The sequence below is a fragment of the Citrobacter braakii genome (assembly GCF_002075345.1).
Lineage (GTDB): Bacteria > Pseudomonadota > Gammaproteobacteria > Enterobacterales > Enterobacteriaceae > Citrobacter > Citrobacter braakii.
Map to the genome: position 1 here is coordinate 1 of NZ_NAEW01000045.1, position 5,304 is coordinate 5,304.

Sequence of the window (5,304 nt, forward strand, 5' to 3'; positions counted from 1 at the left end):
AAACACCCAGGACAGGGTGAGCAGCGTGAGGATGCCGCTGATTTCGACAGCGGAGCTTATCAGCCTGCCAAAAGGACAGGCATTCGCTCTGCTGGAAGGCGGAAAACTGTGGAAAATCAGGATGCCGCTGCCGTCGGATGCGAACGATGTGGCGATGCCGCCGGGTATGGAGGCGATGGTCACCGCGATGCGCCAGGGGTACCGGACGGGAGAGTCCTGGTGGCCGTCGATAACCACCCTGCCGGACCCGGCCGGTGAGCCGGTCAGCCCTGACCCGGAAGCACAGATACCGCTGACAACCTGCACACCCGTTCCGGCAGACGCAATGCATCTTCCGGAGTTGCAGGCGTCTGAGGCCACAGGAGAATCAGCGCAGGAGCAGAAAGAGGATGATGCGTAATGGCGAAGGAAGAATCCCGTCCGCCGCAGAACACGTCCCCGCCGAAAAAGCCGGGCCTGCTGTGGCTGCTGTTGTGGCGTCTGCCGTGGCATATTGCCGGTATCCTGTTTGCTTCGCTGTTTCTGAGCCTGCTGGTTGAGTACGCGGGCCTGGTGTTCTGGTGGCCGGAGCAGGGGGCGCAGCATGCCAGAGTCATGATGGAGACGGAACTGCGGTTTCTGTCGGCGGATTTTACCCGCAGCCTGGTGCTGTCACAGCCGTCAGTGACGGTGATGTCGTGGGTACGGGAGGGATACCGGTGGTTCGCGGAGAACATTATGCCATCCGGTACCCTGAAAAACGGCAGCCACGGTAATCTGTTCACGCAGACGGTGGCGGACAGCGGGACATGGCTTGCCGTACAGTTCAGAGTCTTCCTGGAAGCGACACTGTATATCACGGTGGTATTTGTGGTGCGGGTGAGCATTCTGCTGCTGTCGCTGCCGCTGTTCGTGATGGCGGCGGCGGTGGCGATGGTGGAGGGGCTGAGCCTGCGTGACCTCAGGCGGTACGGGGCGGGGTATGAGTCGAGCTTTCTCTACCATCATGCACGGGGGCTGATAAAGCCATCCCTGGTGTATCCGTGTATGGCGTACCTGTCATGGCCTGCAGTGGCGTACCCGAATGCGTTTCTGCTGCCGTCGGCACTGCTGTTTGGCATTGTCCTGACGGTACAGGCGTCGACCTTCAAGAAATATCTATAGAAAACGGACACATACAGAAAGGAAGTGTTTGCAGCCCGCGCAGCAAACCAGTAGAGTACTCACGGGTGCCTTCGACCTCTGGTCTGAAGGTGTTCCCGAAGACCAGAAGTGGAAGAGCCCCGAGTTAACGTTTTATGTTCAACCCGAGGCTCTGACCTTCCAACCTTGACAAGTGAAAGGTTAGCGCCTCTCCGTACAGGAGTAAAGCGCTGATGTCGCAAAAATCGTTAATCACGGTCGCGGTCTGTACCGCGATGGTCCTCATCATCTGGATGTTACGCGGCTCATTATGCGAGTTTCATCTGACGTTATGGGGGGCGGAATTTGCGGCAAGCCTGCAGCACTGTAACCGGTGATGCAGGAAACCGCGGTGGGGAGGTGACTCCCCGCCATTCCGGTTGCTGAGGTGGTGGTCGTCAGGCACCCTTTGCAGGTATGAACGAAGTCAAAAAATGAAGCCCGTAGAGTCGGTGATACTGCGGGTTTCATTTTTGTTATCTTTCACTGCTGTCCTTCCTGAAGAAACAACCTTCCTGAAAAATGATAATGATTCTCATTATGCATCTGGTTATGTTATACAGTTCCAACATAGCAAAGGCTATGTTTATTGCTGCAACGCTCAGTTTCTTAACTTACTGTGTACGGAGACCTCTGATGAGAAAAACGAAGTTAATGTTATTTGGTATTATCCTGGCGGCGTTCACCTCGGGTGCCGCGTATGCGGCGGAGAAGTTCAAGGTCATCACCACCTTTACCATCATTGCCGATATGGCGAAAAATGTGGCGGGGGATGCGGCTGAAGTCAGTTCGATAACCAAACCTGATGCCGAAATCCACGAATATCAGCCAACACCGGGTGATATCAAGCGTGCCCAGGGCGCACAGTTGATACTGTCCAATGGTATGCATCTGGAAACATGGTTTAAGCGATTTTATGAGAACATGAAAAATGTGCCTGAGGTGACGGTCACAACAGGGATTGTTCCTATGGGGATAACCGAAGGTCCGTATAATGGCAAACCTAATCCTCACGCCTGGATGTCTCCGGATAACGGGCTGATTTATGTTGATAACATCCGTGATGCGCTGGTGAAATACGATCCGACGAATGCGGATACTTACAGGCACAATGCTGAGGTTTACAAACAGCAAATCACCGCCACTCTTGAACCGCTGCGTGAGCAGGTGGCAAAAGTACCGGAAGAGCAGCGCTGGCTGGTCAGCAGTGAAGGGGCATTCTCTTATCTCGCCCGGGATTTAGGGCTTAAAGAGCTCTACCTGTGGCCGATTAACTCAGACCAGGAAGGAACGCCTCAGCAGGTCCGCAAGGTGGTTGAACAGGTGAAGAAGTATCACATTCCGGCGGTTTTCAGTGAAAGCACGGTATCTGACAAACCGGCCCGGCAGGTGGCGCGTGAAACCGGCTCACACTATGGCGGTGTGCTGTATGTTGACTCCCTGAGTTCGGAGAACGGACCTGTACCAACGTACATTGATTTACTGAAGGTCACCACAGGAACCGTGGTGAAAGGACTGCAGGACGGGATGGCGAAAGAGTAACAGGGTAACCTTGCAGCCATCACCGGTCAGGTGAATCTGGTACAAAAGCCTGTGGCGTCAGAAAAGCTGCAGGCTTTTTATTAAGCAGAGAGTATATTCTGTAGCCCGTTTTTTTACAGATATCGTACTGGTAAAAAATAACGGATAATTATTACTTTTAATTAATTGCATCGATCTTATCGATCGATGCAATTTTATTTATTTGTACGCCAGCCTCTCTGTAATCTTTATCTCTTTTTAAATTTTTGATTACGCAGTTTTGTCTGGCCGGCTTATTTGGGTAGCCTGAAAAACGGGAGAGTGTCATGTCTGTCATTAATGACAAAGAAATTTTTTCATATATATACCGTACCCTGCAGAGCAAACTGGTTCATGTACAGTACACAGCAGAGAAAGCCACCCGGTTACGAAGAAAAATGTCCGGGGTCGCGTCTGATAATCAGCAGATGGCCGAAGGAATGTCTGAATTTATTAACAGAATATATTCCTTACGGGGACGGATAAAAACAAAGAGCAGTTCACTGACGGCGCGTGAAAAAAGGTATGGAAAACTGGTGGTTAATCTTCTTGATGACCTTATGACGTATACGACGGATCTGCAGGACTCTGTGTCCCGTTCGGCAGGACTGATGGACATGTCTGCCAGCAGTCTGCAACTGACTGTGCTCAAGGCAGTACACTATCAATGGCGTGAGCGGGTATATATGTCGGTACTGAACAAAACCAACACTATTCCTGCAGAGGATGAACATCATTGCCTGCTGGGTCGCTGGTATGATGGCGAGGGACGGGAAAAATTTGGTACTCTGTCTGCTTACATCAGGCTCGGTGAAGTGCATCGTAAATTGCATCAGGCCGCGGCGGAACTGGCGAAAGAAGATATGACGCACCCCGGGCAGGAACGTATTCTGAATAAGCTGGAAGCTTTTGAAACCGTAAGTCTGGCGGTGATTGCTGCGCTGGATGAACTGGATGACAGCATTATCAGGCAGGGCATGACTGACAAAACTTCGTCTGACGTGGCTGTATCCCGTTTTCCGCCGTCACGGTGACCCGCCGTTTAAACACTATGTTACATTATGGCATTCAGGATGAATGTTAAGTGTCTGCGAAGAGTGAACTTCGCAGACGTCCGGGAGCGATGTGAAAGGACGAATACTGGTCTGGCTGCTGATGCTGGCTTCCCTCTGCGGTGGGCTGGCGCTGCACTATATGGTGTACAGGGAGATCCGGCAGGAATTCTCCCATTTTTACCCTGATGATTAATCCCCCGTTGTTTCTTAATTCTTCGTCGTTTTTTTTCAAAATCTGAAAAACAGTTTACTGCTGATTTTCATCGTCGTTTCCGACACCCTGTGCGCGAACCTTTTTATTCAGGAGCGCACAGGATATGTCCCGTCGTTACTTCCTCATTCCGGCCACCCTGCTGGCGCTGTCGCTGGCGGCTCCTTCAGCTTTTGCATCCGAGAAGGATGAACTGGCCCTGGTGATGCGCCAGCTTGACCAGCTTCAGGCCTCCCTTGACCGCGCCCGGTCCCTCAGCGTTCAGGATTCAGGGGAGGGGCGTTTTTATTTTGATTATACCCGTGCCACCGGGGATATCCGGGCGATGAAGCAGGGCATTTCACAGTACCTCGACCCGTCCCGCGCCCAGCCCAGGCTGCCGGACGGTGACGCGGTCAGCGGCCAGTACCGCCGGGAGCGTCCGTGAACAGTGTGCAACGTACGGCCTTTATTGCCGGCTCCGGCGGGCTCAACCCGGCAGACGTCAAACATCTGGTGGTGGCGCTTTTCTTCGCGCTGCTGTTTCTGCTCGCGGCCTGGATGATACGGACCGTCTATGTCGGCTGGTCGAATCAGGACGTGAAGGCGGGGGCGGCCGGCATGTTTGTTGTGCGCCTGATTATTCTGCTTGAGCTGGCAATACTCTTTTACAGCTATTAATGACCGTCCGGTGGCGGTCAGTCACCGGCGATTTAACAGAAGGAACAATAATGACACTGATTACCCGTCTGCGTGGCGTGGCCACGCTCTGCACCGGCCTCTTCTGGTCCCTGGCCGTCCGGGCGGAATTGCCCAAAGTGACCGGCGGTACAAACGGCACCAATGTGATGGAGGACGTCAAAAATATGAGTCGCGACGGGGTGAACTACGGGGCGCTGGTTATCTGCGCCCTCGCTTTCATCGTGGTGGTCATCTCCTGCGTCAGCACCTATCACAAGATTGGGGACGGCAAGGCCAGCTGGTTTGACTTCGGGGCCAGGGTCATTGTCGGTGCCATTATGGTGGTGGTTGCCATCTACTTCCTCAACAAGGCCGTCACGGTCATCTGAGCGGAGGGCATGTGTATGGCAGCCATTGATTTTATTCCTGACCGGCTGAATGTCCGCCCGGTGGTGTGGCGGGGCTTCACCGTCGGGGAACTGGGTGTGGCGGCGCTGTGCGGTAGCGGACTGGGGCTGGTGACGGCGGTATTTGTGGTGCCGTTCGCGGGCTGGATTGCCTTTCCCATGCTGGCCATCCTGATGCCCCTGCCGGTGGCCTGGTTCAGCGGCGACTGGCTGACGCGTTACAAGCGTAACAAGCCGGATAACTACCTCT

The 5,304-nt window shown here is 53.7% G+C and carries 9 protein-coding genes and 1 pseudogene; all 10 read left to right on the forward strand.

Features of this window, described 5'->3' with window-relative positions; translation table 11 throughout:
* Positions 1-400, forward strand: a pseudogene (locus tag BZK42_RS29445) (hypothetical protein); the annotation flags it as partial.
* On the forward strand, positions 400-1,143 hold the full coding sequence (locus BZK42_RS27315; protein ID WP_080861392.1) for a TIGR03747 family integrating conjugative element membrane protein: 744 nt from the start codon (positions 400-402) through the stop codon (positions 1,141-1,143). The pseudogene BZK42_RS29445 and the gene BZK42_RS27315, both read left to right, overlap by 1 nt.
* A 212-nt stretch (positions 1,144-1,355) precedes the next feature.
* Entirely contained in the window at positions 1,356-1,499 is a 144-nt protein-coding gene (locus BZK42_RS27320; RefSeq protein WP_080861395.1) for a Hok/Gef family protein, read from the forward strand.
* Positions 1,500-1,797: 298 nt separating this feature from the next.
* Positions 1,798-2,703, forward strand: a complete 906-nt coding sequence (locus BZK42_RS27325; RefSeq protein ID WP_080861398.1) for a metal ABC transporter substrate-binding protein — start codon at positions 1,798-1,800, stop codon at positions 2,701-2,703.
* Positions 2,704-3,281: 578 nt separating this feature from the next.
* Positions 3,282-3,755, forward strand: coding sequence for a CZB domain-containing protein (locus BZK42_RS28820; protein ID WP_158083405.1), 474 nt, complete (start codon positions 3,282-3,284; stop codon positions 3,753-3,755).
* Positions 3,756-3,846: 91 nt separating this feature from the next.
* A complete protein-coding gene (locus tag BZK42_RS29535; protein ID WP_282958097.1) occupies positions 3,847-3,969 on the forward strand; it encodes a hypothetical protein in 123 nt (40 codons plus the stop codon).
* 124 nt (positions 3,970-4,093) lie between these two features.
* Complete coding sequence (locus BZK42_RS27335) at positions 4,094-4,414, forward strand: integrative conjugative element protein, RAQPRD family (RefSeq protein ID WP_080861403.1); 321 nt, start codon at positions 4,094-4,096, stop codon at positions 4,412-4,414.
* Positions 4,411-4,647, forward strand: a complete 237-nt coding sequence (locus BZK42_RS27340) for a TIGR03758 family integrating conjugative element protein (RefSeq protein WP_080861405.1) — start codon at positions 4,411-4,413, stop codon at positions 4,645-4,647. The genes BZK42_RS27335 and BZK42_RS27340 overlap by 4 nt, the downstream gene beginning before the upstream one ends.
* Before the next feature lie 50 nt (positions 4,648-4,697).
* Positions 4,698-5,036, forward strand: a complete 339-nt coding sequence (locus tag BZK42_RS27345) for a TIGR03745 family integrating conjugative element membrane protein (protein WP_080861408.1) — start codon at positions 4,698-4,700, stop codon at positions 5,034-5,036.
* A gap of 15 nt (positions 5,037-5,051) precedes the next feature.
* The coding region (locus BZK42_RS27350) for a TIGR03750 family conjugal transfer protein (protein ID WP_080861411.1) at positions 5,052-5,304 on the forward strand (253 nt) is incomplete at its 3' end.